Source organism: Agrobacterium sp. (genome assembly GCF_059499945.1).
In genome coordinates this window covers 344,032-371,014 of record NZ_JCABZP010000003.1, presented here as the reverse complement: position 1 = coordinate 371,014, position 26,983 = coordinate 344,032, and the positions used below count along the sequence as shown (strand labels likewise).

The window sequence follows — 26,983 nt, the reverse complement described above, 5'->3', positions numbered from 1 at the left end:
ATTTAGAATTTCTGGGTCAGGGAGATTTTGAAGGTGCGGCCTGCTTCCGTATAGAAATCGACCGGCTGGTTGACGGTGCTGACGGAATTCGGGTTCACGTCGCGGACGCCGACCCCATTCCAGTATTTCCTGTCGAACAGGTTGTAGATGCCGGCCTGGATGCGCAGGCCCTTGGTCTGTTCCGGCTCCCACCAGCCGGTCAGGTTGAAGACGCCGTAGCCGGGGGCATCGAAGGTGTTGGCCACCCTGTCGTCACGCACGCCGGACGAGAAGACGCCGGTCAGTTCCGTACCCCAGACATCCTGCGCATAACCGACGCCGAGGACGGACTTGAACGGCGCGACCGTGCGAATGAACTCGTTGGTATCGGTGTCCTTGCCATAGGCGTAGGCAAGCGAGGCATGGGCGAAGAAGCCGTTTGCGAGATCCTTGCGGACCTTGGCTTCGACACCGGAGATTTCGACATTGTTGCGGTTGCGATAGGTGAAGAGCGATCCGTTGCCCCTGCCGCCGAAGCCGGGGAACAGGGTGGTCGAGGTCGTGTATTGCTCGATGAAGTTCTTGTACTTGTTGTGGAACAGCGTCAGGCTTCCGGTAAGGTCGCCGGAGGCATAGTTCGCGCCGATTTCGAAACCATTGCTGGTCTCGGGGTTGAGGGCGGAATTGCCGACAACAGCGTAACCGGAGCTGATGTTGGAGAAGTTCAGGTACAGTTCGTTGATCGTCGGGGCACGATAGGCCATCGACCATTGTGCGAAGAGCTGCAGTTCCGGGGTGACGTCGTAAGTTGCAAGAAGCTTCGGCGAGAAGCGCGAGCCGCTGTTGCCGCTCGGCAGGCCGAAGGTTCTGTAGCCGCCATTGCTGGAAACCGAACCGTCAGGGTCGTAGTCGTAGGAATCGAAGCGCAGGCCAGGGGTAAGACGGAAGCCGTTGCCGAAGGCGATTTCGTCATCGAGATAAAGGCCGAGGCTCTTGCCGCTCACGTCAGGCATGTCCGATTGCGAAGACGAGGTCGATCCGGCCGTATTGGCGAACAGTTCCTGGCTGAAATCGGTCGTCATGGCGTTGCCGCCGAAGCGGACTGTGTGCTGCACGCCGCCAAGCTCGAAACCGGATTCGAGGCCGCCGACGATGCCGAATGCGCTATTGCGCATGCTGTCTTCGCGAATATAGAGCGAATTGTTGGTCAGGCGGTCGCCCGCGCCGGACTCCTTGGAAAGGCGCGTCCAGTAAAGCGAGAGATTGGCGGCGTCGATCACGCCGTCGGTCGAGGGCGCCTCGTATTCATAATCGAGCGATACGCGGTCACGCTCGGTGTCCTCGTAGCCCCGGTAGTCGCCGATCCGGTAGGTCGATCCCGATACGCTGACGCCCTGCAGGGTCCTCATGTCGCTGCGGTCTCTCAGCGAATAACGCTCGGCCGTCAGCCCGATGCGGTGACCGCCTTCAAGATCCTGGCGGATCTTGAACATCAGGTTGCTTTCATAGGTATCGGCGGGGTTGGGCTTGGTGCGGCGCGTTCCGTAGACGTCGGCCGTACCCTTGTTGTCCGTCTCGTTGCCGCGCTTGTAGGAACCCTGGAACAGGACCGAGGTGTTCTCGATCTTCTTGGCGACGGCGATCGATCCGCCGACACTTCTGTCTTCGCTGTCATAGGTGGTCTTGGCCACACCACCCCAGTCCCTGCCTTCGCCGATCAGGTTTTCCGGCTCGAGCGTGCGCAGCACGAGCGCGCCGCCGAGAGCACCGGAGCCGATGCGGCTGGAATCGGCGCCGCGCACCACATCAACAGTCGAAAGCGAGGAAAAATCGAAGCTCGAATTCGTATCACTGAGAGTGGTGGTGGCCTGGCCCTGACGGGCGAAATTGTTGAAGTAGGGAACAGGAATATTATCGATCAAAGTGACGACGCGCGCGCCGCCGAGGCCGCGAATGAACAATCCGCCGGGCCTGCCGGGCTTGGCATCCACGTAATCGACGCCCGGTTCCGTGCTGTTGCCGAGGTCCTTGATGCTGGCGATGTCCTTCTTGCGGATGTCTTCCGCTGTGGTCTGGCTTGCCAGCGGCGTGTCGGCGACGGCATTGGCGCTTTTGACACGCTTGCCCTTGACCACGATCTTTTCAAGCGTGGTGGTGCCGTCCGCCTGCGAAGCGGCATCCTGTGCCCGTGCGGGGCCGGCAAGCGGCAGGAGAGAGATGGCAGTGCACAGAAGCAACGCAGACTGCGTGCGCGAAATGGACATGAAGTACCCCCAGGTAGGCGCGCGAATGGGCCACGGCGTGCGAAAGCACGCCGCGTTTGCCGCCGCGGCTGAAACTGTTTTGATTGTTACGGGCGAGCCGATAAGCGAGGACTAAAAAACATGATGATAACTGTCAACATATTATATATGACTTTTTACATCATGTTTTAAAGCATAACGGTATGTTGCAAAAATACGACGCCTATCCTCGGCGGAGTCCGGCTGGTGAATGGGTGCGAAAACGCCGCGATACGGTCAAAGTCCCGACATTGCCGCTTGCTAGGATATTCGCAGCCAGTTTACATGGCGAAACAATAAACAGATTATTAATCGGATACGGAAATGAAGTCTCTTGAACTGCTCGTCGAGCGGATCATTCTCTCCAGCCGCTGGCTGCTTGTGGTCTTTTATCTCGGGCTCGTCGCGGCGCTCGCGGTTTATGCATTTTCCTTCATGCTCAAGTTTCTGAAGGTTGCAAAAAACGTCTTCACTTACGACGAAGCGGATATGATCCTTGCCATGCTCGGGCTGATCGATGCGGCGCTGGTCGCCAGCCTGATCGTCATGGTGATGATCTCCGGTTACGAGAACTTCGTCAGCCGCTTCGACGAGTCGGATGCCGAGGTTTCGTTTCTGGGCAAGCTCGACTCGGGCAGCCTCAAAATCAAGGTCGCGTCGTCGATCGTGGCGATTTCATCGATCCACCTGCTGCAGATATTCCTCAACGCCAGCCAGTATACGGACAGCCAGCTGATGTGGTTCACCATCATTCATCTGGCTTTTGTCGTCTCGGCGGTCATGCTCGGTTTCCTCGAAAAACTGATGGCAAAGCCGAAGGACAAATCCGAAAAGCCGGTGCTTTGATCAGGATGGTCCAGCCGATATGAAGGTCGCAATCCCGTCCTGGCCATGCTGCATGTTTCTCGCTCCGGGCAGCGCGTCCCGGCGCGGCGAGGGCGCGTGAATGGCGAAGACGGAGCGCCAGGCCAGACTTTGTGACGATCTGTCGGCTGCGGCCGACAAATCCCAATGGCTGGAGGCGCTGCGGGAGGTGATGCGCGCCTTCGGTTACGCCTATGTGACCCTGCTGCGGTTACCCGGCGGCCAAAATGTTTATGCCTTGCCCACGGTCGTTGAAAGCAGCCTGCCGATCTGGGTTGTGAATGCGATGACCAAGGATGGCGCACTTGGGGATTGTCCCGTCATCAAGCGCGGCGCGTCATCGATGATGCCGCAATATTGGTCGCTGCAGGACCCGGATATTGCCGGTGGACCGCTGCTGCATGCGGCGGCCTCGCTAAGCAGCATGGGCATTACCTCCGGTCTCATGGTGCCGGTGCACGGCATGTACGGCAACCGGCATCTGATGAATTTCGCAGGCGATCGCGATGTCCTGCCGCAAGCCTCGCTGAACGAGCTGAGCATGATCGTGCTGCATGCGCTGGAGGTTTATGACCGCCTTTGTCGCGCCAATTCCAGGGGTCCCTCGCCACTGACGAAACGGGAACTCGACGTCGTGCGCTGGACGGCGCAGGGAAAGACCTCCGTGGAGATCGCCGAGCTTCTCTCCATCTCGGAACATACCGTCAATGCCTATATGAACAACGCCATCCGCAAGCTCGACTGCGTCAACCGCACCCAGCTCGTGGCCAAGGCCATACGCCTTGGCCTGATAGACTGATCGATCCTGTCGTCCGGGGGAGGCCTCTGCCCTACCGGTCGAGAACCGAGCGAAGCTCGACGAGATTAGAGCGCACCCGCAAAACGTAAAATCCCATGGTGGCGAGGTGCGACGGCATGATCCAGCCGCTTTCCTCACCATTGGAAATGATCGCCGGCTGGATGCGCAGCGCCGCGCGGGTTTGCAACAGCGTGTCGTTCCACAGGTTGGTCAGGTTACGCTCGCGGATGACCTGTGCGAAGTCCGATCCAGCGGCGGAAAGCACGCCATAATAGCCGTAGAGCTGGCCATAAGCGAACCAGAAACGGTCATCGGCGCGGGTGTCAAACCAGCCGCCATTATAGTTTTCCGAACGCTCGCGCAGGATCGCCGATGTCGAACCGATGTCGCCGGCGATACGGTCGATGAACTGGATCAGGTTGTCGGCGCGGGTATCGAAGACCGCCTTGCAGGCCGTGAGTTCGCCGTTGAAGGCCTGGAAGCTGCGGATGGCGGCGCGGTAATAGCTGGGGGTCGGCGTCTTCGGGCCGAAGGGATCGAGACCGAAATACCAGGAATATTCGCTGAACTGCATGTTGCCGCGCGCTTCCTGGAGATTGTTATTGATGCCGGAGGTTCCGCGCACGCGGCCGAGCGTATCCACCAGTTCAACAGAGGTGCGGCGCACGGCCTGGTTTACACCGCGCTGGAACGAGGCCTTGTTGTCCAGAAACGGCGTGCTGTCCCAGTCCATGCCGAAGAGGCCGAGACGATAGAGCAGCATGGAGGAAATCCAGGCGTTCTGGTTGACGTTGAAATCGGTGAGATCCGCGGCGGCGTCGACGATGGCCGAACGCTGGCAAACAGGCGCGGATGTGTTGGCGGCGGCACCCGTTGCGCCGGCGGGCGAAGTCGGGCTGGCGGCCGGCAATTCCTGTCCGGGCGGCACGGTACGTTCGGCAAGCTTGTAGCGGGAAATGTAATCCGGATCGAAATTGCTCCAGACCTGCGTTTGCCAGACGAAATATCCGTAAAAGCCGGCAAGCAGGATGAGAACCAGAGCGATCGGGCCCTTGATGATCCAGTTGCGGCCTTGATACCAGCCATGGGCAGCCATGAAGGGCCACAAAAGCCAGGCGACGAGAAGACCGGCGGCCCTGCCGATGGCGCTGAAGGCTGCCTGAATCCAGGCGGTGATCCGGTCGATCATGTCGTCATAGTCTCCTCTGCCCGTGGGGCTGGACGCCGGAAGAAAGAACCTCGGTCCGGCCGCACCCTTCGGCGCTTCGTATAAACCGCGGTCATTTACTGTCTTCCAGATATGTCCCGGTCAACCGGGATACAACATGATTGCGAAACTTTTCTCAACCTGCGGTCCGCGCCGGCCGTTATGGCTTTCCACACCGATTGTGGAACAACGGCCGCCGCGGAACCGAAGGGATATGCGGTTAGAGGCCGAGCTTGGCGATCTCGTCATTCAGCCGGTCGCGCGCCTTTTTCGGCAGTTTGCCGTTCTTGACGGCGTCCAGATTGGCCGGTGCCGCATCGCCAACGACGACGAGCGCGATCATGCCCATGCCGAGATGCGGTGTGCATTTGACGACGTAGGCGCCTTCCTTCTCGACAGTCACCTTCACCGTCTCGTTCATCTTGCCCTTGAAGTCGGCGACACCCTCAGGGATCATGTCCTTCACGGCTGCCGCATCATGACCCTTGTCGACCGGGACGAAGGTGATGACGTCGCCGATGGCGGCCTTGACGGTCGCGGGTTCGAAAACCATCGCCTGGCCGTCGCTGCCCTTGTTGAGCATCTTCACTTCGATTTCGGCAGAAAGGGCGGGAAAGGCGAAAAGACCTGCGAGAATGGCGAGGCCGGCGAATTTGGCAGTTCTGTTCTGCATAATTTTGCTCCTGAGAGAAAGCACATCCACGCGAATGTGTCGCTGTCGTCTTAGCCCGGGAGCAGGGCAGCCATCTTTGCGGAAAATCAAATGCGGCAACCGGACGCAGATGCTCACTCGCCCTTGAACGTCTCCACCCAGTGGCGGCGGCAGAAGGAAACATATTTCTCGTTGCCGCCGACATCGATCTGCGCGCCTTCGGTCACGACCTTTCCTTCATTGTCGAAGCGGGCCACCATCGTTGCCTTGCGGCCGCAATGGCAGATGGTGCGGATTTCGCGAAGCTCGTCGGCAATGGCGAGGAGTTCTTTCGAGGCAGGAAAAAGCTTTCCCTGGAAATCCGTGCGCAGGCCGTAGGTCATGACCGGAATGTTCAGTTGGTCGACAATCTCGGCAAGCTGCCAGACATGGTGTTCGGAGAGGAAATTGGCCTCATCGACAAAAACGCAGGCGACCGGCCCTTCGGCATTGTGGGCCGATACCTCGGCGAACAGGTCGGTATTTTCATCGAAGGTCAGGGCGTCGGAGGAGAGGCCGATGCGCGAGGCAACGCGACCGACGCCCGCCCGGTCGTCAAAGGCCGCCGTGAAGATCAGCGTGCGCATGCCGCGTTCGTGATAATTATAGGACGCTTGCAGCAGCATGGTCGATTTGCCGGCATTCATCGTCGAATAATTGAAATAGAGTTTTGCCATTATCCACTCCCGGAGCACCCGCGTTTGAATGCTCCAACCTCTTCAATCGGCACACCGCGCCTCACAAACCGGTTCCGGTTCTCCAGCCGATGTTGCATACAGCGTCTTTTGACGAGGAAGACGCGGATTGAAAAGTATGGCCGTGGGAAAAACACAGATTTCTACGGCCTGCCCTTTTTCGACATTGCACCGCTGAATACCGACATTTTCACCATTTTGTCGCAAACGGTGGGCCAAAGCACGCAAATGCACGCGAGTTGATTGTGTCCGGCAGATATTGATAATGGCAAGGGAACGAAAAAACAGGGAGCAAGCGATGTTTGCAAATAGAAGTCGCTGTCTGGTCTTGGCCGCAGCAATCTCCTCCATGACGTTCAGCGCGGCCAGCGCCGCCGAACCGGCAAGTTGCGGCACGGTGCGTTTTTCCGATGTGGGCTGGACCGACATCACCGCCACAACGGCGACAGCCACCGTCCTTCTGAAAAGCCTTGGCTATGAAACGGACGTCAAGCTTCTCTCCGTCCCCGTTACCTACACGTCCCTCAAAAACAAGGACATTGACGTCTTCCTCGGCAACTGGATGCCGACCATGGAAGGCGATATTGCGCCTTATCGCGAAGACAAGTCTGTCGAGACGCTTCGGGAAAACCTGACCGGCGCCAAATACACGCTGGCGACCAACGCCAAGGGCGCCGAACTCGGCATCAAGGATTTCAAGGATATCGCCGCCCACAGTGCTGATCTTGGCGGTAAGATCTATGGCATCGAACCCGGCAATGACGGCAACCGCCTGATTCTCGACATGGTGACCAAGGACAGTTTCGGACTGAAATCATTCGAGGTGGTCGAATCGTCCGAGCAGGGCATGCTCTCCCAGGTGGCCCGCGCGGAAAAATCCGGCGAGCCGATCGTCTTTCTCGGCTGGGAACCGCATCCGATGAATGCGAATTTCAAGCTGACCTATCTGACCGGCGGCGACGAGGTCTTCGGCCCCAACCTCGGCGGCGCGACGATCCATACCAATGTCCGCAAGGGTTACGTCGAGGAATGCCCGAATGTCGGCGCTTTCCTCAAGAACCTGCAATTTTCCCTGCCCATGGAAAACGAGATCATGGGCAAGATCCTGAATGACGGCCTTGAGGGCGAGGCGGCTGCAACCGCCTGGCTGAAGGCCAACCCGGCGGCGATCGAACCCTGGCTCGCCAACGTCAAGACCAAGGACGGCAGCGCCGACGCCCTGCCCACCGTAAAGAAGGCTCTCGGCCTTTAAACCGCAAGACTATGCATGACTGCATCCGGCCTGCATGGCAGGCCGGATCAGCGGGAAATAACGATGCCCATGCATGACCTTGCCTGTGAATTTTCAGACATTGAAGGTCATGCGCCAGCACCGCGTCCGGCAGTTTTATTGCCGGCCGTCATTTCTGCATTGGAGCAATTCCGGTAAAACGGGATGACGATGCTCCATTCCTTTGTTGTCTGCGCAATTCCGGACGCAAAACCGCTACGCATTTTTGCTGGAATTGTTTTAATTCACGAAAGGTCTTTTCTTACCGTGGAATGGCTCAGCGCTCCTGAAAACCGCCTGCCCGTCGGCCGATATGCCAAGGAGGCCATTGACTGGCTGACCGGCAATCTCGCTTTTTTCTTCGATTGGCTTTCCTTCATTTTCCAAAGCGTCATCAACGCCCTGCTTTATGTGCTGCAGGCGCCGCATCCGCTGGTCATCGTCGTGATCTTGACGGCGCTTTCGGCCTGGACGCGCCGCTCCGTCGGCATGCCCATCTTTACCGCGCTCGGGCTGCTGCTCATCATCAATCTCGGCTACTGGAAAGCGACGACGGAAACGCTGGCGCTGGTCATCGCCGCCAGCGCCGTGTGCATGATCATCGGTATACCGCTCGGCATATTGGCGGCCCGACGCAAGTGGATCTATGCCGGCATGCGCCCGGCGCTGGATCTGATGCAGACCATCCCCACTTTCGTCTATCTCATTCCGGCGCTGGTGCTGTTCGGTCTCGGCATGGTTCCGGGCCTCATCGCCACCGTCATCTTCGCCATTCCGGCTCCCGTGCGCCTCACCCGCCTCGGCATCGTCTCGACGCCGCCGTCGCTGGTCGAGGCGGCCGTCGCCTTTGGTGCGACGCCTTCGCAAGTATTGCGCAAGGTGGAGCTTCCCTTCGCCGCACCGCAGATCATGGCCGGCCTCACCCAGACGATCATGCTGTCGCTGTCGATGGTGGTCATTTCCGCGCTGGTGGGCGCCAATGGTCTCGGGGTGCCTGTCGTGCGCGCCTTGAACACCGTCAATATCGCCATGGGCTTCGAAGCGGGACTGTGCATCGTCATCCTGGCGATCGTTCTCGACCGGCTTTTCCGCCTTCCCGGCGCGGAGGATGATCTATGAGTGACGCCATCATCTTCGGAAATGTCGATATCGTTTTCGGCGACCGGCCCGATGCGGCGCTGCCGCTGATCGACAAGGGCAGCACGCGGGACGAGATCAATACCGAAACCGGACTGGTTCTCGGTGTCGCCAATGCCTCGCTCTCGGTCAGCGAAGGCGAGATACTCGTGCTGATGGGGCTTTCCGGCTCCGGCAAATCGACCCTGCTCAGGGCCGTCAACGGGCTTGCGCCCGTGGTGCGCGGCAATGTCGGCGTGAAGACCAAGTCCGGCTATGTCGATCCCTATCGCTGCCCGGCGAAATCGCTCCGCGATCTGCGCATGCACACGGTTTCCATGGTCTTCCAGCAGTTCGGTCTTCTGCCCTGGCGCAATGTGGCCGACAATGTCGGCTTCGGGCTTGAGCTTTCCGGCGTGCCGGAAGCCGAGCGCAAGCGCATGGTGGCCGAGCAGCTGGAACTGGTCAATCTCTCCGCATGGGCCGACCGCAAGGTGGGAGAGCTTTCCGGCGGCATGCAGCAGCGTGTGGGGCTGGCGAGAGCGTTTGCCACCGGCGCGCCGATCCTGTTGATGGACGAGCCGTTCTCGGCGCTTGACCCCCTCATCAGAAGCCGCCTGCAGGACGAGCTTCTGGAATTCCAGAGCAGGCTGAAGAAAACTATCCTCTTCGTCAGCCACGATCTGGACGAGGCCTTCCGTATCGGCAACCGTATCGCCATGATGGAAGGCGGACGCATCATCCAGTGCGGAACGCCGCAGCAGATCGTCAAGCAGCCGGCCACGCAATATGTCGCGGATTTCGTGCAGAACATGAACCCGATTTCCATGCTGACTGCTGCCGATGTGATGAAGCGGGGCGTGGACGAACGCAACGGCCAGATGAACGTCGCCGCCACCGCCCGTCCATCATCGCCGCTGATCGATATTCTCGATGCGCTGTCAAAAAACTCCGGAGCGATCGGCGTCGTCGACAATGGCGCGATCATAGGCACGATTTCCGCAGATGAAGTCGTGGCAGGGCTGACGCGTCACCGCAAAAAATAGTGATTCGCCCGTCTGAAAAAAGAAAGGGCCTTCATGGAGGGCCCTTTTTCTGTTTCTACAAGATCTTTGCAGCGCAAGTTATACCTTCCCACGGTAGCAAAGAATATTTTTGATATCACAAGTTATGCATGAAAATAATTACTAATAAAAATCATATTGCAAACTTAGAGAAAATTGCGCAAAGTTAATCTAGATTCTTTAGCTCGCTGCTAAATTTAAGGTGGTAATAGATTGTCACCCCAAAATCCGGCGCCGGGTGTTAAGATTGAAGCGCTCAAATTTTGATCGTTTATTGCTTATAAATACTGCTGCTAATACATGTTTTTATCCTTAGACTGTGAAAAAACGAGCAAAAAGCTGATAATTTTATCACAATATCTTAAGTAAATAACCGATGAAGAATAGTCTTTGAAAGGGACACGATATAAGCAAGATTTAGGTATATACAACGTATCAACTGAATTATAAAAACACCTTTTGGAACACCTATAATAGCCACCATGACCGTCTTTTTCGACTGTCATCAGGAGACTTGAGCGTATGGATAACCAATCTCTGTCGGAACATAGCATCGCCGCTGCAGACTTGCTCTCAGCTATGGCGAATCCAAAGCGCCTGATGATCTTGTGCACGCTGGTGGATACGGAAGTGCCGGTTGGTGTTCTCGCTTCACAGGTTGGTCTCAGCCAGTCCGCTCTCTCGCAGCATCTTTCGAAGTTGCGTGCCCAGCGACTAGTGAAGACACGACGCGATGCGCAGACCATCTACTATTCCAGCAACTCCGAATCCGTGAAAAAAATCCTCGCCTCCCTCGAGGAAATTTACTGCCAGGCGCAGAAGAGCAGCAAGACCGCAGCCTGATCCCACGGCCGTGTTAAGGTCCGGCAGCATCACTCCATTGAAACCGGCGCACGACGCCGGTTTTTTCTTTTCGTCGGCTTTCGCTGTAGTGCATCCAGGCACAGAGATTGAGGGCTGGTATCGGCGTGGTATTCAGCCCGTCGCAGCAGATTGTATCTGCTGCTTGAGGCGGCTTGCCGCAGCCGCATATCCGCCGTCCGCGCCATCCACGAAATGCATATGGTCCCTGGAAAGCGGGGACGGCACGATACAGGTCATCAAGGCGGCATCCTGTTCGTGCAGGCCGTAATAACAGCTTCCCGATAGGCGACCCTGTTCGAGCCGCGTGCGGATTTTTTCGAGCCGTGAGGCGTCGATATCCACCGTCATCTTCAGTCCGTCATCAAATTTTCTGAAATCAGTATTGCTTGCGACCGAGCGCCGATAGCGCACCGCATTGAACGGTCCGAACGACAGCCCCGTCACGCTGAGAAGATTGACGAGCAGGGACTCGCCGAGAATGCGAAACGAGCGGCGCATCTTGCCCCAGACATCGTGATAGGCAGCCCCGGCCCGGGCTTCCAGACCGAGACCCTCACCCACGAAACCGAGTTTTGGGCCATCCTCCGGCACGGGATGGCCGTGTCTTGCGTCCTGCTCGGCGAGATCGACGAGATCGATGACCAGCTGGCGGAATGCAGGCATGTCCCGCGACGGCCCCGGCACGGCAATGATCGATACCACCTTGCCGCGGGTGGCGGGAATGGGGTTCCAGCGACAGGAAAGTCCCGTCAGGTCCGGGCGCTCGCCTGCTTCGGCTGCGGGCAGGGCATATTGTCCCTCCTTCATCCGGGCTTCCGCCCAGCTGTTACCGCCGCCCGAAAACATGGCGTAGGAAACATCCTCGCTTGCCTGAAAGCGGGCGACGCGAATATCGAAACCATTCTTGCGGATATCTTCGACGGGGACCAGGGCCACGCGCATTGCAAGATCGAGGTCATCCTTCACCCAGCGCTGCACATTCGAAAGTGCTGCACGCGCCACAGGCAGCCCCTGGGGCGGTACGGCAACGGCGGCGCCGTCGCCGCCGAAAACGAAGGGCAGGTCGTGACGTCCGAGACTGTTCGAAACGCCTGAAATGACCGCCGCACCAGCCATGTTGACGGCCTTGTATCGGCCAGTACCGATCGCCGCGGTCGAATCAACGATATCGGCGATGGCCAGCCCCCATCCCGGCGGCAGGGCGCGATAAAGCGCCGGGTCGGCCACGTCTTCAAAATGCCGGAAGACGGGAAGGCCCGCCAGAAATTCTTCATCTGCTGCGATCATGGCGTATTATCCTCCAGCGGCGGCCAAACGCCAAGCGTTTACGGAAGGTCGATTTGTCCGTTCAGACGGCGCAATCACGGCCGATCCGGCGAATGATTTACCGCTAATAGACCTAATCCAGCAAAGTGACTTGCATAAATCATCAAACCTTCCGTATGAGTTGAGTGGAAGGCTCGGAATTCAAAAATGGAACGAGTTTTCGCCGGGAGGCGTCCGATAGTTTCATTCGGTCGGCGCCCATGGCGCTCACCGGGTCCGCGACCCCCTTTAAGGAGACACCAGGATGAAACTGAAGACATTGACCAGCGTGACGCTCGCAGCGTCCTTCGCATTCGCACCCCTTGCTCATGCCGAAATCATCATCGGCCTGATTGCGCCGCTCACCGGTCCTGTCGCCGCCTATGGCGACCAGGTCAAGAACGGCGCCCAGACGGCAGTCAATGAAATCAACAAAAAGGGCGGCATCCTCGGCGAACAGGTCGTGCTGAAGCTCGCTGATGATGGCGGCGAGCCCAAGCAGGGCGTTTCCGCTGCCAACCAGCTTGTTGCCGAAGGCATCCACTTCGTCGTCGGTCCGGTGACGTCGGGCGTCGCCATTCCGGCATCGGATGTCTTTGCCGAAAATGGCGTCCTGATGGTGACGCCGACGGCGACCGCGCCGGGCCTGACCAACCGCGGCCTTGCCAACGTCTTCCGCACCTGCGGCCGTGACGACCAGCAGGCCGAGGTTGCGGCGAAATATGTTCTTTCCAACCTCAAGGACAAGAAGATCGCCATCATTCACGACAAGGGCGCTTACGGCAAAGGTCTGGCAGACTCCTTCAAGGCGACGCTGAATGCCGGTGGCGTGACCGAAGTTCTCTATGATGCGCTGACACCAGGCGAAAAGGATCTCGGCGCGCTGACGGCTCGTCTGAAGTCCGACAATGCCGACATCGTCTATTTCGGCGGTTACCACCCGGAAGCAGGTCTTCTGGTGCGCCAGCTGAAGGACATTGGTTCCAAGGCTGCCGTTATCGGCGGTGACGGCCTGTCCAACAGCGAGTTCTGGAACATCGGTTCGCAGGCTGGCGAAGGCACGATCTTCACCAACGCTTCCGACGCGCTGAAGAACGACGACTCCAAGGCTGCTGCCGAAGCGCTGAAGGCCGCCAACATTCCGGCGGAAGCCTTCACGCTCAACGCTTACGCTGCCGTTGAAGTCCTGAAGGCCGGCATCGAGAAAGCCGGAAGCGCCAAGGATTCCGAAGCGGTCGCCACGGCCCTGAAGAGCGGCGACGCTTTCCCGACGGCAATCGGCAAGGTCACCTATGGCGAAAACGGCGACCTGACGTCGCAGGCCTTCTCGCTGTTCAAGTGGCAGGACGGCAAGATCGTCGCAGCCGAATAAGCTGACTGTACCGGCCGCACCTGTTGCGGCCGGTTTCATTTTATGGGTCCGAAAAGAGGTTGAGGCAGCATGGGTGATGCCGGGACACAAAACGCTGGAGACATCAGCTTCGAGCGGATATTCCCGATCGTCAGGATATTCGACGAAGCCAAGGCGCGGGAGTTCTATGTCGATTTTCTCGGTTTCGAGGTCGATTGGGAACACCGCTTCGGCGATAATTTCCCGCTCTACATGCAGGTTTCACGGGCCGGAATGGGCCTTCATCTCAGCGGTCATCACGGTGATGCGACGCCGGGCTCCAACATTTTCGCTACCATGCGCGGCGTTCACACCTATCAACAGGAACTGGCGGCGAAGGATTATCGCTTCCTGAAACCGGGTGTTGAAGAACTGCCCTGGGGCGATGTGATGGAAGTGACCGATCCATTCGGCAACCGCATTCGTTTCTGCGAGCAGAAGAGCGAAGAGTGATGCTTTTGGCGTGAGCGCAATGCCCTTGACCTTGTGCTCCGTTTGAACGATAGAACGCTCAAATAGCGAACCGCGCGCACGGAGACCCCGTGCGCGCGGTTCGTGCGTTTTGGCAGTCGGTCATGCAATTCGTTCGCATCCGCACGGGGGCAAAAATGAACAGTGAAGGCAATGCGCTGGTAAGGAAGCTCGCATTCTGGAGCATTCCGCTTTCTTTCGGTGTGCTGGGCCTCAAACTCGTGGCCTGGTGGGTCACGGGCTCGGTCGCGCTTTTATCTGACGGTCTGGAATCGACCGTCAATGTGGTCGCGGCCTTCATCGCCTATTTCGTCATTCGCTATGCGCAGAAGCCCGCCGATGACGACCACCAGTTCGGCCACCACAAGGCAGAGTATATTTCTGCCGTCGTGGAGGGTGTGCTGATCGTGGTTGCCGCGCTCCTGATCGTACAGGAGGCCTGGGGTGCTCTTTTCAATCCGAGGCTGCCGGAAGCGCCGGTTCTCGGTCTGGTCATCAATGCGGCGGCGGGTGCGATCAATGCTGTCTGGGCTACGATCCTCATTCGCGTCGGCAAGAAATATGCCTCACCGGCGCTCGCGGCTGACGGCCATCACATCATGTCTGACGTCGTGACCTCGGCAGGCGTTCTCGTCGGCCTCGTTCTGGCGCTTTTTACGGGTTACGCCATTCTCGATCCGCTGCTCGCCATTCTGGTGGCCGTCAACATCCTCTTCCAGGGCTCGAAAGTCATTCTGCATTCGCTTGGCGGCTTGATGGACCGTGCGGTGGAGCCGGAGGAGGACGAGGCGATCAAGAAGGCGATCGCGGAAAATTCCGGCGGCGTCATCGGCGTGCATGATCTTAGAACCCGCCGCGCCGGTTCGGCCGCTTTCATCGATTTTCACGTCGTCGTTCCCGCCGTCATGACGGTGCGGGAGGCGCATGATATTTGCGACCGCCTTGAAGATGCCATAAGGGACGTCATACCGGGCGCCAGCCTTGCCATTCACGTCGAGCCGGAAGGCGAAAAGGCGCATGGCGTCAAAGTGATTGTTTAAATAAACAGGAGTTTTCCATGTCCGTGACGGATGTTTCCGGCCTGTCGCAGCTGGGCACGAAGGTCGATACGCCAGAGAGCCCGGAGAAGGCTGTTCTCGAAAAAGTGCCGAACGGCAATGCCGGCACCGATTATGTCGTGCGCTTCACCGCGCCCGAATTCACCTCGCTTTGCCCGATGACCGGCCAGCCGGATTTCGCCCATATCGTCATCGATTACATTCCGGGCGATTTCCTGGTGGAGTCGAAGTCGCTGAAGCTGTTTTTGCAGTCCTTCCGCAACCACGGCGCATTCCACGAGGATTGCTCGGTCTATATCGCCAAGCGGCTGGTAGAACTGCTGCAGCCGAAATGGCTGCGCATTGGTGCTTACTGGTATCCGCGCGGCGGCATTCCGATTGACGTGTTCTGGCAGACCGGACCGGCGCCTGAAGGCGTGTGGCTGCCGGATCAGGGCGTTGCCACCTATCGCGGCCGCGGCTGATCCGGCTGTTTATGTGATGCAAGGTTCAGGCGAACGAACCGTCGTCGCCTGAATCAGCATCCGCATCATCGGCGCTGTCGTCGTAATCGGCCTGCTGGATATCGTCATCGTCGTTATTCTGCGGGCTTGCGCTGTCGCCGTAATAGTTGTTGACGACGGTTTCCTCGACGGGTGCGTTGCCAGCGGCATTGCCGCCGCTGAAGGGCGAGCCAAGGCCGAGCGACGACATGTGGCTGCCGAAAATGCCGCTCAGCGAATTGGCCAGCAGCATGCCGCCCGCAACACCGGCAGCGGTGCCGAGCGCGCCTTGCAGAAAACCACCGCCTGAACGTCCACCTGCGGCGGCCTGGCTCCATGGGCCACCGGGCTGCTGCTGATTGGCTGCCGCTCCCCAAGGGCCGGCCGTCTGGCCGGCGGTATCGTTGCGCCATGAGCTCGGCGCGGCCGCAGGGGCTGGTGCCGGTGCGGGTGGTTGCGGCTGGCCGGTGCCGAAGATGGAGCTGAGGAAACCGCCCTGCGCCGCCGCCTGAGGGGCGCTATTACCGCTTTCCAGTGCGTGGATGCGGTCTTCGAGCTGTTTGATATGGGCTGCTGCCGCTTCCAGACCTTTTTCCTGAACGATCACCGCCTGGGCGAGATAATAGGGGGCTGCGGGTTGATCGCGCACGGCGTCTGCGATCAAAGTTTCCGCCTCGCGGTCACGCGGGGTGGCGGATGCGGTTTTGGTCCTGTCGAACAGGGCCTTGAGAAGCTGGCTTTCTTCCGGTGACATATGCTGCCTCCTTACCGTGAAGCGTAAATCCACGATAAGGAGGTAGGCCAGAATTCAGGCTTTTCAAAGCGGTCCAAATTTTAAATTTCGGTAATGATCCTCAGCCGCCAAAGGCGAGCGAGAGACCCGCAATCGCCGTCAGCGCGCCGACGGTGCGGCTTGCGGCCGAGCCGAAACGGGCAATGCCGAGGCCGAGCGCGATGCCGGCCGCATGCAGGATGGCGGTGGCGATCATGAAGCCGATGCCGAATTGAAGTGTGCCCGCGCTGCCGAGTTCACCGCCATGGGCATGGCCGTGGAAAAGCGCGAAAGCGCCGACAACGGCCGCTGCCGCTGCCGTGGGAAGCCTTGCCGCCATCGCAACCAGCAGGCCAAGGCCGATGACGGAGGCGAGAATGGCGGGTTCGACGAAGGGAAGGTCAATGCCGTAAACCGCCATCAGGAAGCCTGCGGCCATGGTGCCGACGAAAGCGGCGGGCACGATCCACAGCGCCTTGCGGTCGTTTCGGGCAAAGGCGATCTGCGAGGCCCAGATGCCGACGGCCACCATCGCCAGAATATGGTCCGCACCGAAGAAGGGGTGGGAGACACCGGCCATGAAGGAACCGTGTTCTTCCGGGTTCAGATGGGCGAAAGCGGGCAGGGTGGTGAGGCCGAGCGCGGCGGCGGCGAGGCTTAGTCTTTTCAGCATGGTTCCCTCTTGAAATTGTTGCCGTCAGCGGCGGGATCTTGGGCTTCCCGCGGCGGGCGGCGCTGCAATGAGGCGCTGACGATATCGCGAAGGCCAAGAGGCTGTCCATGCGTCATCTGCCGGGGGTGGTGTTTATTGTTGGCGGGCAAACCTTGCCTTTTTCGCTCATTGCCTTACGTAACAAGTCGCACTATGTCCGAAGGGCATGCATGAATTACGCTGGAGAGCCGTTGATGAACGAAGACGAAGACGACAAGAGCAAGGAACTGCCGATCGGCAAGGAAACGGAAGCGAATCTTTTCAAGTCGCGTTCGATCTTCATCTATGGCGGCATCACGCAGGAACTGGCGCAGAAGGTCTGCACGCAGCTCGTGGCTCTTGCCGCCGCCAGTGACGACGACATTCGCGTTTACGTCAATTCGCCGGGCGGCCATGTCGAATCGGGTGATTCCATCCACGACATGATCAAGTTCATCAAGCCGAAGGTCTACATCATCGGCACGGGCTGGGTCGCCTCCGCCGGTGCGCTGATTTACGTTTCGGTACCGAAGGAACGCCGCCTTTGCCTGCCGAACACCCGCTTCCTGCTGCATCAACCCTCCGGCGGCACGCGCGGCATGGCATCCGACATCGAAATCCAGGCCCGCGAAATCATCAAGATGAACCAGCGCCTGATCAAGATCTTCTCCAAGGCCACCGGCCAGAGCGAAGAAAAGATCGCCAAGGACATCGATCGCGATTACTGGCTCGGAGCGGAAGAGGCCAAGGATTACGGCCTCGTCGGCAAGATCGTCGAAAGCCAGTCGGAACTCTGAGTTTTCGATTTTCATTTGAGAAAGCCCGCATCGGTCAAAACCGGTGCGGGCTTTTTTCGTTCAGGCCGGCCTTACTTCATCATGTCGCAGGCCTTCATCATGTCGGCCTTTTTCATCTTGTCCATTTCCATACCGGCCTTGTCCATGCAGTCCTTCTTGCTGGCCATGGACATGCCATCCTTTTTCATGGTCTCGGCCTTCATGGCGTCGCTATGCATGGTGTCCTTCTTCATCGTATCGGTTTTCATGCTGTCGGCATGGGCGATGCCTGCGAAGGAAAGAGCGGAGAACAGGGAAGCGGCGGCAATGGCGGTAAGAATGCGGGTCATGAAGGGTCTCCTCTGGACGTCGTTGCATGTCCGCCGGCATTGTGCCGGGGCTCACGATTGTCCATTCGGGCGCGACCCGCCGCCCGTTACATCTTCACGCGCTTGTGACGACAAGTTCGGGCGAGATTTTTTTAAAGCCACTATGTAACAATATCCTGCCGACTGCGAATAACCCGATAGTGACGATGACAGGCAGCCTTTCGGAAGAGACATTAAAAATGCTGATGCTGCGTTCCCTCGATGGGGACGAAGGCGCCTACCGGCATTTGCTTCATGCCCTGAGGCGGCTGCTGATCGCCTATTTCAGCCGGCGCATGGCGGCCGCCTCCAGAGGCGATGTCGAAGATCTTGTGCAGGAAACCCTGTTGTCGCTTCACGCCAAGCGGGAGACCTATGACCGTGCAAGACCTTTCACGGCGTGGTTCTTCTCGATAGCGCGCTACAAGCTCATCGATCATTATCGGGGCAGGGGCGCCCGAATGCTGGCGGAAGTCGAACTCGATGAGACGCTGGAGGCGGAACCCTCCGTCGATGCGGTCATGGCCCGCATGGATGTGGAGCGGCTGCTCGACGACCTGCCGGAGCGGCAACGCGATCTCATTCGAAGAGTGAAACTCGAAGGCCAGTCAATTGCCGAAGCGGCGGAAAAATCCGGCCAGACCGAGCTTGCGGCAAGGGTCGGCATTCACAGAACGCTGAAAGTCCTGGCGGCGAAGTTGCGGGGGGACAGGTGAGGAAAACGGAAGACATCATCGAACAACTGGCGGGTGATCTGAAACCTGTCCCCGCTTTCGCGCTGGAGCGCAGGCTGGCATTCGCGGCATTGCCCGCGCTCGGCCTTTCGCTCGTGCTGATGGTCGTCATTCTGGGGCTTCGCGTCGACATGAGCGAGGCCATGACCGAGCCGGGTTTCTGGGTCAAATCCGCCTATAATGCCCTACTGGCCCTCATTGCATTTTTTGCCGTCATGCGTCTTGCGCGGCCGGAAGGCGAGAGGGGTTGCCTGTTTGTGTGGCTTGCGCTGATTTTTGCCGCCATGGCGCTGATCGCGCTCGTCCAGCTTGGATTTGCCGTGCCCAGCACCTACAGCACCCTCATTCTCGGATCGTCGGCGCTGCATTGCCCGTTTTTGATCGTTGCTTTCGCGCTGCCGCTGTTTCTGGCGAATTTCGCGGTTCTCAGGCGGTCGGCCCCCGCTGATCCCACGCTTGCGGGTTTTGCCGCTGGCATCGCCGCAGGTGCGGCCGGGGCGTGGGTCTATTCGTGGTTCTGCACCGAAAACGGCATGGCTTTCGTGTTGATCTGGTATTCCCTGGGCATTCTCTTGACCGGTATCATCGGCGCTTTCGCCGGTTCACGTCTGCTCCGCTGGTAAGGCAGGCATCCGTCTCGGTTGCCGATGCCGGCCCGGACATTGTCCAGAGCCGGCATTCTGTTTCGGTGGATTTCACTGACCCAGATTGGCGGGAATTGCGAATGCCGCAAACTGGGTGAACTGCTTGCCTGTGTTGAAATTGTCGTCGGAGGCGATGACAAAAAGCTGCTTGCCATCCACCACAGGGCCGAAGGCGAAGCTCTCGATATTGTCGATATCGAGGCCGAAATCGCCTTCGTTGATTTCAAACCAGGGTGATTTCGATACGGTAGCCACGGAAGCCGGATCGATCTTGTCCTTGCCGAGAATATTGTCGGCGCGGGACATGTCGACGATGAAGAAGCGGATGTGGTTGCCGACGCCGGAGGCGAAATTGCGCTCGACGGCGACAAAACGGCCATCCGGCAGGGCTGCAATGGCGGAAAGGCCGTTGTCGTTATATTTCGGCTCGGCGGCGGTTGGGGTCTTGGAGATCGCCTCGGTGACATAGACATGCTCGGCGACCGGTTTCAGCGTCGCCGTGTCGATGACGAGGATACGGGCCGGGCTGCCCGCCTGCGGCGTTGCCTTGGGGCCGTCCTGGATGAGAGCGTTTTCGGTGGCGGCGATCAGCCGGCCGGGCATCAGGGCCAGGCCTTCAAAAGCGAGGTTGTTCTGTACGCCCTTGGTCTTCGCGTCGTCGACGAGATAGGCGTCCGGCAGTTCCAGCCGCTTCACATTGCCGCCGTCGATGTCCGAGACGTAAAGCGCCGGCTGGTTCTTCAGGTCGCGTTCGGAGGACCAATAGAGCTTGCCGCCCTTGCGGTCGAGCGCGATGCCTTCCGCATCGATGCTCTTCGGCGCAAAGGCCGCGCCGGTCTCGTCTTTCAATTCATGGATGGCGGCGATGTTGAGCGTGGCGGCGCCTTCCGTTACGGCCAGCTCCAGCTCGTAATAGCGGGCCGGACCTTTTTCCACGCGATCATCGGAAATTGCGAAATAACGGCCCGTTTCGCTGTCAAAGGCGAGATCGGAAATGCCGCCGAAGGTAACGCCATTGATGGAGAGGCCCGAGGGAATGACGATCTGGCCGAGGAAGGCCGGCGCAGGCGGGGTCTGGGCAGTGGCGGGAAGAGCCGCAAAACAGCAGGCGGCAATGGTGACGATGCGGAGCATGGCGAGGGTCCCTCTCGTGGCGGATGACCTGTTGTGATGCGGGCAGGATTAGCGCCTCGCCGCTAAACTTTGATGACGTTTTCCATGCCGCCGTACCTGAAGTCTGGTGGCCCATCTTGCCAAGTCGCGTCTTTTTTGATCCTGAATATAACCACGCTTCATCCAAGGCGTGTCGCCATCCCCGGATTCGCGCATCACGCTTCAATTTTTCTGCCTGTCGCCAATGCAGACCGCTGCGGTTGTTTGCGACAGGCCGCAGGCCGCAGAGTGCTTCATGCTGAAAGATTTTTCCGTCCAGAGCCTGTTCATGGGCTGCCTTACCGCCTTTGTCGGTTTCGCCAGCTCCTTCGCCGTTGTGTTGCAGGGGCTGAAAGCCGTCGGTGCGACGGATTTCGAAGCGGCGTCGGCGCTGATGGCGCTTTCGGTGGCGATGGGGCTTTGCGCCATAGCTCTTTCCGTCACAACCCGGCTTCCCATCAGCATCGCGTGGTCGACGCCGGGCGCCGCGCTGCTTGCCACCACCGGCGTCATTGAGGGTGGCTTCCCGGCAGCCGTTGGCGGGTTCGTCATCTGCGCCATTTTGATCATCATCGCAGGCCTGTTCAGGCCACTTGGAAAGGCGGTCGCCTCCATTCCCGCGCCGCTTGCCAATGCCATGCTGTCAGGCGTCATCATCGGCCTGTGTTTCGCGCCGATCAAGGCAATCGGCTTCAACCCGGCGCTCGGATTACCCATCATTCTCGCCTGGATCGTTGTTGGTGCCTTTAAACGGCTGTTCGCCGTGCCCGCGGCCCTTGCCGCCTTCGTGCTTGTCATGATCTTCGGTGTCGATATTCCCGAGGGCGCGCTCGATAGCGTGGCGCAATCGCTGACACCGCCGATTGAGTGGGTAACGCCCGTCTTCAGCCTGCACGCCGTCGTTTCCATCGCGCTGCCGCTCTTCATCGTCACCATGGCTTCGCAGAATATTCCCGGTATCGCGGTGCTGAAGGTCAATCACTACGACCCGCAGCCCGGCCCGCTTTTCGCGGCGACCGGCTTTTTCTCCCTGCTTTCCGCGCCCTTTGGCGGCCATGCGGTCAATCTTGCCGCCATCACGGCGGCCATGTGCGCGGGCGAGGATGCCCATCCTGATGCGAGACGGCGTTACTGGGCGGCGATCATCGCAGGCGTCGGCTATATCATCTTCGGCCTGCTGGCCGGCGTGGTCACGGCCTTCGTGGCGCTGGCGCCGCCCATCCTCATTCAGGCGGTGGCGGGGTTGGCGCTGGTCGGCGCCTTTTCCGGCTCCGCAGTGGCAGCCTTCAAGGAGCCGGAAACCCGCGAGGCGGCGGCCATCACTTTCCTCATCACAGCCTCCGGCCTCTCCTTCGGCGGCGTTTCCGGGGCCTTCTGGGGGTTGATCGGCGGGGGGCTGATGATGGCGTTGCAGCGGGTGGTGAAGCGCGGTTAGGCAGAAAGGCTTGAGAGCGGCAGGCAGGGAAAATAACCGGCGCACGGCACAAGATCACTTGTCAGACCGCCAGCCGCTGTTTATACACATCGCCATGAGCAACAGCATCGCAACCATTTCCGGCATGAGCGCGCAGATTTCTGCGAACGCCTCTCCGCGCGGTGCACTCTCGCTTCTTAGCCTCGACCTTACACGCGGTTGCCGGGTCCAGTGAGGAGCGCCCGGCGGCCGAAAGCCCGCTGGCGCAAACGCTCCTCATCTCGAAATCTCATTTTATACTGGATTTAGGCCCTTGAGGGCCGCGCATCCGCCGATGGCTCGAGAAGCCCGCGGACTGCGCAAGGAGGAAGCGAAATGGACGGCAAGATCACCAATATTTCCAAGGGCATGTCGGACGCGAGCGTGAAGTATCGCCCTTACCCGACCATCAATATTCCTGACCGTACATGGCCGGGCAAGACCATCGACAAGGCGCCGATCTGGTGTTCGGTGGACCTGCGCGACGGCAACCAGTCGCTGGTCAACCCCATGGGGCACGACCGCAAGGCCCGCATGTTCAAGCTGCTGCTCGAAATGGGCTTCAAGGAAATCGAGATCGGTTTTCCTTCCGCCTCGCAGACGGACTTCGATTTCGCCCGCTGGTGCGTGGAGGAAGGCAATGTGCCTGACGATGTCTCCCTGCAGGTGCTGGTGCAGTGCCGCCCGGAGCTGATTACCCGCACGTTTGAAGCGCTGGAAGGCGCCAACAAGCCGATCATCCATTTCTACAATTCCACCTCGGAATTGCAGCGCCGCGTGGTGTTCGGCAAGGATGTGCATGGCATCAAGCAGATTGCCGTTGATGCCGCCAAGATGATCACCGACATGGCCGCCAAGGCCGGCGGAGGTTTCCGCTTCGAATATTCGCCTGAGAGCTTTACCGGCACCGAGCTGGAAGTGGCGCTGGAAATCTGCAACGCCGTGGTCGAGGTCGTAAAGCCGACGGCCGACAACAAGCTGATCCTGAACCTGCCGTCGACGGTGGAAATGGCGACACCGAACATCTATGCCGACCAGATCGAATGGATGTGCCGCAATATCGACAACCGCGAAAACGTCATCATTTCGCTGCATCCGCATAACGACCGCGGCACGGGCATTGCCGCGACCGAGCTGGCTCTGATGGCCGGTGCGGACCGCGTCGAAGGCACGCTGTTCGGCAACGGCGAGCGCACCGGCAACGTCGACGTCGTGACGTTGGCGCTGAACATGTATACGCAGGGCGTCGACCCCGAGCTGGATTGCCGCGATATCGAACGCATCAAGGCGGTCTATGAATATTCCAACGAGATGACGATCCCCGAGCGCCATCCTTATGTCGGCGAACTGGTCTACACGGCGTTTTCCGGCTCGCATCAGGATGCGATCAACAAGGGCATGAAGGCGATCAAGGTCGCCAATCACCCCGTCTGGGAAGTGCCTTATCTGCCGATCGACCCGAAGGATGTCGGCCGCTCCTATGAGGCGATCATCCGCATCAACTCGCAATCCGGCAAGGGCGGCATCGCCTATATTCTCCAGCAGGATTACGGCATCAACCTGCCGCGCAACCTGCAGGTGGAATTCCGCGAGGACATCCAGCGCATTACCGATGAAGAGGGCGTCGAACTGCCGGCCAAGCGCATCTATGAGCGCTTTATGGAGCGTTATGTGACGCAGCCGAATGCGCGCATCAAGTTCGTCGATCACCACACCTATCCGGCCGGCGATTTCAAGGGCGTGCGCATCGTTGCCGCCGAGATCACCGATAATGGCGAGGTGAAGCGTATCGAGGGCAAGGGCACCGGTCCGATCGACGGGTTCATCAATGCGTTGTCGGTCTATCTCGGCATCGACCTGTCGGTGAACGATTATTCCGAGCATTCGCTGCAGCATGGCTCGAATGCTTCGGCCATTGCCTATGTCGAGATGGAGCATCCGGGCGGCAAGCTGTTTGGCGCCGGGGTTAACACGAATATCGTCGGTGCGTCGCTGGAAGCGATTGTTTCGGCGGCCAACCGGGTGCTGGAAGAGCGGGCTAAGTAAGCTTGCTTTGAGGGTGGGGGAGGCCCCCCTCTGTCCTGCCGGACATCTCCCCCTCAAGGGGGGAGATCGGCAAGACGCTTTCCCGCAGCTTCATTCTCGGGCTTTGATATGGGCAAGACCTAGCCTCAGGTCGATCTCCCCCCTTGAGGGGGAGATGCCCGGCAGGGCAGAGGGGGGTAAAGCCCTCCTCCGCTCCACGCACGCGGGTTTTATTCCCTCGGTAGAGAAAACCCCAGCGGTCGCCCGTTTTCATAAAACACCCGCACATCTTCCAGCGCCACACCCGTCGCCGTCTCATCGAGGCTATGGCGTTCGCAGGCGACATTCCATGTGCCGGGCCCACCGGAAATATGGAAGAGATTATAGGCCGCGCGCGGTTTTTCACCGCCCGGCCCCTGGCTGGCCGAGGAAATGCCGACGACCGGGATGTGGTCTTCCCCGTGGTGGGTATTCAACCAGTAAACCGTGTTGAGATGGGTATGACCGTGCAGCACGAGTTCCGCACCGCCGACGCCGAGTGCGGCCGCGAAACGGCGAATGCCGATCATGCGTTTGTGGGTGGGGGAAGCGCCCCGGATGGGCGGATGATGGATCATCACCACGCGGAACAGCCCCTGTTCACCGGCTTTTTTTAAGAGTTCCGCCGTGGCACGCGCCTGCCGGTTGCCGAAATAGCCGGTGGCCGAAAAGGGTGGTGTCGCAATCGAGGTGGAGCAGCCGATCAGCGCCACGGGGCCGCGCACGCGCATATAGGGGAAAATCTTGCGGTCGTCGTCCCATTCCGCTGGGTCGCCATCGCCACGCACGTATGGATACCAGGCCTGCATGGCCTTGTCGTGCGCGCCGGAAACATAGGCGTCGTGATTGCCTGGGACCACCGAGGTTCTCTCAGGGTCGCCCACTTCCTCAAGCCAGTCGGCGGCGGCGCGGATTTCGATGCCCGTCGCAAGATTGACGAGATCGCCGGTAATAGCCAGATGATCGGGTGATTTTGCCTCGAGATCGTCGAGCAGCTTTTCCAGTGTATCGGTAAAGAGATGCTTGCGGCGGTTGCGGTGCCAGTTGACGAAACCGGTAATCCGTTTCGATGCAAGTTCCCGGAAAGTGAGTTTTGGCAGTGGCCCTAAATGGACGTCTGAAATATGGGCAAGTTTGAACATGGCGGCAGAGATAACCTATGATATGCCGCGCGTCCAATAAAAGCCGGCAGGCGGGGAGAAACCAGGGTGAATGACGAAACAACCGGGCGGCAGGCCCGTCCGTTCCATATGCGTGTCTTCATCCGCTTTCTGCATTTCGTTTTTCTGTTCACGCGCGGCGCAACTCTTGGTGTGCGTGCGGCTTGCTTCGATGAAAAGGGCAGGATTTTTCTCGTGCGGCACACCTATCTTCCGGGCTGGTATCTGCCGGGCGGCGGGGTGGAGCGCGGCGAAACCCTGCTCGCGGCGCTGCACAAGGAAATCCGCGAGGAAGGCAATCTCGAAGCTGCCTCAAAGCCGGAGCTTTTCCACGTTTACCTTAATCTGGAAGGCAGCAATCGCGACCATGTCGCGCTTTATCGGCTTGATGTCACCCAGACCAAACCGAAAAAGCCGGATCATGAGATTGCCGAGAGCGGCTTTTTCGATCTTTCAAATCTGCCCGAAGGGGTGACGGCGGCAACCCGCCGCCGCCTTGCCGAACTTGCCGGCGAAGCGGCGATTGCCGACTACTGGTAGCGGCGTATTTCGTCAGACCAGCGTCTCGCGTCCATGCGCCATGGTCAGGTCCAGCTCCGGACCGACGGGCACGATGCCGGTCGGGTTGATGGTGCGGTGGCTGCGGTAATAATGTTCCTTGATGTGGCGCATGTCGACCGTGTCAGGCACGCCCGGTGTCTGGTAAAGATCGCGCAGGTAACCCGTCAGGTGCGGATAGTCGTGGATGCGGCGGATATTGCACTTGAAATGGCCGACATAAACGGGATCGAACCGCACCAGAGTGGTGAACAGACGCCAGTCCGCTTCCGTCTGCTCCGCGCCGAACAGGAAACGGCGGTCCTTCAGGCGATCTTCCAGCATATCGAGCGTTTCGAAGACCTTCACGGCATTCTGCTGATAGGCGTCCTGTGTCGTGGCGAAGCCGGCCTTGTAGACGCCGTTATTGACGGTGTCATAGATCACGTCGTTCAGCGCATCGATCTCGGCGCGCAACGCTTCGGGATAATAATCCTCCTGCGAGCCGGTGAGGTCATTGAAGGCGGTATTGAACATGCGGATGATTTCCGCGGATTCATTGGAAACGATGGTGCCCCGCTTTTTGTCCCAGAGCACCGGCACGGTGACGCGCCCGGAATATTTGGGGTCCGCTTTGGTATAGACCTGCCAGAGCGTGGAGGAGCCGAACAGGTGATCCTCGGTCGCGCCCGGCGTGCGTTCGCCCGGCGGCTTGAATTCCCAGCCGTTTTCCAGCATCAGCGGATCAACGACGGAGACCGAGATCAGGTCGTCCAGCTTTTTCAGCTTGCGAAAGATCAGGGTGCGGTGCGCCCAGGGGCAGGCGAAGGAGACATAGAGGTGGTAATGATCTTTCTCCGCCTCGAAACCGCCTTCTCCGGAAGGGCCGGGTGCGCCATCCACTGTGATCCAGTTGCGGAATTGCGAGGCGCTGCGCTTGAAATGCCCCTTGGTTTCCTTGGTGTCGTACCAGACGTCCTTCCACACACCTTCCACCAGCATGCCCATGATGATCTCCTTGATTGTTTCCTTGACGGCGATACTACCCGTTTCGCTCAATCCCGCGAACCCGCAAGGCATTGAACAATGCGTTTC

General features: G+C 59.2%; 28 protein-coding genes. 16 read left to right on the top strand and 12 right to left on the bottom strand.

Translation table 11 applies throughout. The annotated features are described in order from the left end of the window. Positions 1-2: 2 nt before the first annotated feature. Positions 3-2,243, bottom strand: coding sequence for a TonB-dependent hemoglobin/transferrin/lactoferrin family receptor (locus tag AC5I5B_RS03975; protein WP_174054490.1), 2,241 nt, complete (start codon positions 2,241-2,243; stop codon positions 3-5). A 342-nt stretch (positions 2,244-2,585) separates the two neighbouring features. On the opposite strand from AC5I5B_RS03975, the gene AC5I5B_RS03970 reads away from it, so the two are divergent. Further along, positions 2,586-3,107, top strand: a complete 522-nt coding sequence (locus AC5I5B_RS03970) for a TIGR00645 family protein (RefSeq protein ID WP_004430114.1) — start codon at positions 2,586-2,588, stop codon at positions 3,105-3,107. A 100-nt stretch (positions 3,108-3,207) separates the two neighbouring features. Further along, entirely contained in the window at positions 3,208-3,924 is a 717-nt protein-coding gene (locus AC5I5B_RS03965) for a helix-turn-helix transcriptional regulator (RefSeq protein WP_004430116.1), read from the top strand. Positions 3,925-3,955: 31 nt separating this feature from the next. Here the strand turns inward: AC5I5B_RS03965 and AC5I5B_RS03960 are convergent, their stop codons facing one another. The 4 genes from AC5I5B_RS03960 to AC5I5B_RS03945 all read right to left on the bottom strand — a co-directional run bounded on the left by AC5I5B_RS03960 (position 3,956) and on the right by AC5I5B_RS03945 (position 6,913). Further along, entirely contained in the window at positions 3,956-5,113 is a 1,158-nt protein-coding gene (locus AC5I5B_RS03960) for a DUF2333 family protein (RefSeq protein ID WP_004430117.1), read from the bottom strand. 238 nt (positions 5,114-5,351) lie between these two features. Beyond that, the gene (locus tag AC5I5B_RS03955; RefSeq protein ID WP_060727445.1) at positions 5,352-5,804 is read right to left on the bottom strand and encodes a pseudoazurin; all 453 of its coding nucleotides are present in this window, start codon (positions 5,802-5,804) and stop codon (positions 5,352-5,354) included. A 113-nt stretch (positions 5,805-5,917) separates the two neighbouring features. After that, on the bottom strand, positions 5,918-6,499 hold the full coding sequence (locus AC5I5B_RS03950; RefSeq protein ID WP_004430120.1) for a thymidine kinase: 582 nt from the start codon (positions 6,497-6,499) through the stop codon (positions 5,918-5,920). Between the two features lie 42 nt (positions 6,500-6,541). Next, positions 6,542-6,913, bottom strand: coding sequence for a hypothetical protein (locus AC5I5B_RS03945; RefSeq protein ID WP_162686907.1), 372 nt, complete (start codon positions 6,911-6,913; stop codon positions 6,542-6,544). On the opposite strand from AC5I5B_RS03945, the gene AC5I5B_RS03940 reads away from it, so the two are divergent. The 4 genes from AC5I5B_RS03940 (at position 6,816) to AC5I5B_RS03925 (ending at position 10,810) form a co-directional block, all read left to right on the top strand. Further along, entirely contained in the window at positions 6,816-7,769 is a 954-nt protein-coding gene (locus AC5I5B_RS03940) for a choline ABC transporter substrate-binding protein (RefSeq protein ID WP_060725174.1), read from the top strand. The genes AC5I5B_RS03945 and AC5I5B_RS03940 overlap by 98 nt on opposite strands. A 285-nt stretch (positions 7,770-8,054) precedes the next feature. Further along, a complete protein-coding gene (gene choW, locus AC5I5B_RS03935; protein WP_035212696.1) occupies positions 8,055-8,906 on the top strand; it encodes a choline ABC transporter permease subunit in 852 nt (283 codons plus the stop codon). Next, positions 8,903-9,949 carry a choline ABC transporter ATP-binding protein gene (gene choV, locus AC5I5B_RS03930; RefSeq protein WP_004430131.1) on the top strand — a complete coding sequence of 349 codons (1,047 nt, stop codon included), beginning with the start codon at positions 8,903-8,905 and terminating at the stop codon, positions 9,947-9,949. The genes choW and choV overlap by 4 nt, the downstream gene beginning before the upstream one ends. 540 nt (positions 9,950-10,489) lie before the next feature. Then, positions 10,490-10,810, top strand: a complete 321-nt coding sequence (locus tag AC5I5B_RS03925; RefSeq protein WP_003524068.1) for an ArsR/SmtB family transcription factor — start codon at positions 10,490-10,492, stop codon at positions 10,808-10,810. Positions 10,811-10,942: 132 nt separating this feature from the next. Here the strand turns inward: AC5I5B_RS03925 and AC5I5B_RS03920 are convergent, their stop codons facing one another. Then, complete coding sequence (locus tag AC5I5B_RS03920) at positions 10,943-12,118, bottom strand: DUF3095 domain-containing protein (protein WP_004430138.1); 1,176 nt, start codon at positions 12,116-12,118, stop codon at positions 10,943-10,945. Positions 12,119-12,401: 283 nt separating this feature from the next. Between AC5I5B_RS03920 and AC5I5B_RS03915 the strand changes: the two genes are divergently transcribed. The 4 genes from AC5I5B_RS03915 to queF all read left to right on the top strand — a co-directional run bounded on the left by AC5I5B_RS03915 (position 12,402) and on the right by queF (position 15,519). Then, the gene (locus AC5I5B_RS03915) at positions 12,402-13,508 is read left to right on the top strand and encodes a branched-chain amino acid ABC transporter substrate-binding protein (protein ID WP_004430140.1); all 1,107 of its coding nucleotides are present in this window, start codon (positions 12,402-12,404) and stop codon (positions 13,506-13,508) included. Between the two features lie 69 nt (positions 13,509-13,577). Beyond that, a complete protein-coding gene (locus tag AC5I5B_RS03910) occupies positions 13,578-13,979 on the top strand; it encodes a glyoxalase superfamily protein (RefSeq protein ID WP_004430143.1) in 402 nt (133 codons plus the stop codon). A 155-nt stretch (positions 13,980-14,134) separates the two neighbouring features. Continuing rightward, the gene (locus tag AC5I5B_RS03905; RefSeq protein WP_035212697.1) at positions 14,135-15,037 is read left to right on the top strand and encodes a cation diffusion facilitator family transporter; all 903 of its coding nucleotides are present in this window, start codon (positions 14,135-14,137) and stop codon (positions 15,035-15,037) included. A 17-nt stretch (positions 15,038-15,054) separates the two neighbouring features. After that, positions 15,055-15,519, top strand: coding sequence for a preQ(1) synthase (queF, locus tag AC5I5B_RS03900; protein ID WP_004430149.1), 465 nt, complete (start codon positions 15,055-15,057; stop codon positions 15,517-15,519). Between the two features lie 25 nt (positions 15,520-15,544). On the opposite strand, the gene AC5I5B_RS03895 is transcribed toward queF, so the two are convergent. Together AC5I5B_RS03895 and AC5I5B_RS03890 are read right to left on the bottom strand one after the other, a co-directional pair. Beyond that, complete coding sequence (locus AC5I5B_RS03895; RefSeq protein ID WP_004430152.1) at positions 15,545-16,291, bottom strand: DUF2076 domain-containing protein; 747 nt, start codon at positions 16,289-16,291, stop codon at positions 15,545-15,547. Positions 16,292-16,391: 100 nt separating this feature from the next. Next, positions 16,392-16,982, bottom strand: a complete 591-nt coding sequence (locus AC5I5B_RS03890; protein WP_087744751.1) for a HupE/UreJ family protein — start codon at positions 16,980-16,982, stop codon at positions 16,392-16,394. Positions 16,983-17,215: 233 nt separating this feature from the next. Between AC5I5B_RS03890 and AC5I5B_RS03885 the strand changes: the two genes are divergently transcribed. After that, complete coding sequence (locus AC5I5B_RS03885) at positions 17,216-17,797, top strand: ATP-dependent Clp protease proteolytic subunit (RefSeq protein WP_003523060.1); 582 nt, start codon at positions 17,216-17,218, stop codon at positions 17,795-17,797. Positions 17,798-17,868: 71 nt separating this feature from the next. Here AC5I5B_RS03885 and AC5I5B_RS03880 read toward each other — a convergent pair whose 3' ends face one another. After that, positions 17,869-18,126 carry a pentapeptide MXKDX repeat protein gene (locus tag AC5I5B_RS03880; protein WP_087744748.1) on the bottom strand — a complete coding sequence of 86 codons (258 nt, stop codon included), beginning with the start codon at positions 18,124-18,126 and terminating at the stop codon, positions 17,869-17,871. Between the two features lie 218 nt (positions 18,127-18,344). On the opposite strand from AC5I5B_RS03880, the gene AC5I5B_RS03875 reads away from it, so the two are divergent. Further along, positions 18,345-18,860 carry a sigma-70 family RNA polymerase sigma factor gene (locus AC5I5B_RS03875; protein WP_031233355.1) on the top strand — a complete coding sequence of 172 codons (516 nt, stop codon included), beginning with the start codon at positions 18,345-18,347 and terminating at the stop codon, positions 18,858-18,860. Beyond that, positions 18,857-19,501 carry an NrsF family protein gene (locus tag AC5I5B_RS03870; RefSeq protein ID WP_004430161.1) on the top strand — a complete coding sequence of 215 codons (645 nt, stop codon included), beginning with the start codon at positions 18,857-18,859 and terminating at the stop codon, positions 19,499-19,501. Before AC5I5B_RS03875 ends, AC5I5B_RS03870 begins: the two co-directional genes overlap by 4 nt. Positions 19,502-19,573: 72 nt before the next feature. On the opposite strand, the gene AC5I5B_RS03865 is transcribed toward AC5I5B_RS03870, so the two are convergent. Continuing rightward, positions 19,574-20,656 carry an esterase-like activity of phytase family protein gene (locus AC5I5B_RS03865; RefSeq protein ID WP_020808577.1) on the bottom strand — a complete coding sequence of 361 codons (1,083 nt, stop codon included), beginning with the start codon at positions 20,654-20,656 and terminating at the stop codon, positions 19,574-19,576. Between the two features lie 274 nt (positions 20,657-20,930). Between AC5I5B_RS03865 and AC5I5B_RS03860 the strand changes: the two genes are divergently transcribed. Together AC5I5B_RS03860 and leuA are read left to right on the top strand one after the other, a co-directional pair. Then, the gene (locus AC5I5B_RS03860) at positions 20,931-22,109 is read left to right on the top strand and encodes a benzoate/H(+) symporter BenE family transporter (protein WP_111834768.1); all 1,179 of its coding nucleotides are present in this window, start codon (positions 20,931-20,933) and stop codon (positions 22,107-22,109) included. A 354-nt stretch (positions 22,110-22,463) separates the two neighbouring features. Next, positions 22,464-24,173 (top strand): 2-isopropylmalate synthase, encoded by a 1,710-nt coding sequence (gene leuA, locus AC5I5B_RS03855; RefSeq protein ID WP_111834690.1) that lies wholly within the window; start codon positions 22,464-22,466, stop codon positions 24,171-24,173. 209 nt (positions 24,174-24,382) lie between these two features. On the opposite strand, the gene AC5I5B_RS03850 is transcribed toward leuA, so the two are convergent. Then, positions 24,383-25,333: a metallophosphoesterase family protein gene (locus AC5I5B_RS03850; RefSeq protein ID WP_004430171.1), complete on the bottom strand. Its 951-nt coding sequence runs from the start codon at positions 25,331-25,333 to the stop codon at positions 24,383-24,385. A 66-nt stretch (positions 25,334-25,399) separates the two neighbouring features. Between AC5I5B_RS03850 and AC5I5B_RS03845 the strand changes: the two genes are divergently transcribed. After that, on the top strand, positions 25,400-25,891 hold the full coding sequence (locus AC5I5B_RS03845; protein ID WP_111834691.1) for an NUDIX domain-containing protein: 492 nt from the start codon (positions 25,400-25,402) through the stop codon (positions 25,889-25,891). A 12-nt stretch (positions 25,892-25,903) separates the two neighbouring features. Here the strand turns inward: AC5I5B_RS03845 and AC5I5B_RS03840 are convergent, their stop codons facing one another. Beyond that, a complete protein-coding gene (locus AC5I5B_RS03840) occupies positions 25,904-26,896 on the bottom strand; it encodes a glutathione S-transferase family protein (RefSeq protein ID WP_111834769.1) in 993 nt (330 codons plus the stop codon). Positions 26,897-26,983 lie beyond the last annotated feature (87 nt).